The organism is Kitasatospora sp. NRRL B-11411 (assembly GCF_000721345.1).
GTDB classification, from domain to species: domain Bacteria; phylum Actinomycetota; class Actinomycetes; order Streptomycetales; family Streptomycetaceae; genus Kitasatospora; species Kitasatospora cineracea.
On record NZ_JOGH01000297.1, the window covers coordinates 1 to 757 of the forward strand.

Consider the following 757-nt stretch of genomic DNA (forward strand, 5'->3'; position numbering starts at 1 on the left):
CCCTTTGGCGGGGCGGAAGTTGTTGATTCGGCTGCGCGTGTGCTGGTACTTCTGCGACCGTGCCCGGTGCGGGCGGCGGACGTTCGTCGAGCAGGTCCGGGGGCTGAGCGAGCGTCACCTGCGCTCCAGCACGGGGCTGAAGGAGTGGCTGCGGGCCGTCGCCGTCGAACTCGGCGGCCGGGCGGGGGAGCGGCTGTGCCGCAAGCTCAGCGTCACGGCCGGCCGCACCCGGCTCCTCGGACTGCTGGAGGCACCGGAGGTGCTGGAGCGGGCGCCGCGGGTGCTCGGCGTCGACGAGTTCGCCTTCCGCCGGGGCCGCACCTACGGCACCGTGCTGGTCGATGTCGAGACGGGCCGTGTCGTGGACGTCCTGCCCGACCGGACCTCGGAGACCTTCGCCGTCTGGCTGCGTGAGCATCCCGGCGCGGAGATCGTCTGCCGTGACCGCGCCAGTACCTACAGCCGGGCGGTCAAGGAGGCCGCAGTCGCCGACAGGTGGCACCTGCTGCAGAATCTGTCCGCCGCGGTCGAGAAGACCTGTCACCAGCACCGCGCCTGCCTGCGCAAACACGCCGAGCAGGAGGTGCCGTCCGAGCCGCCGACGATCGACCTGCCGGTCCTGCAACTGCCCCGCAGCCCGATCGTCGAGCGGACCCGTGACCGCTACGCGGACGTCCACCGGCTGCTGGAGCAGAAGTGGACGATCAGCGCGATCGCCCGCCACCTGGGGCTCGACCGCAAGACCGTCCGCCGTTTC

At 71.9% G+C, this 757-nt stretch carries 1 protein-coding gene; it reads left to right on the forward strand.

The features are described 5' to 3' along the window. Positions 1-22 precede the first annotated feature (22 nt). On the forward strand, positions 23-757 hold a 735-nt coding region (locus IH44_RS0140020; protein WP_198545125.1), incomplete at its 3' end, for a transposase.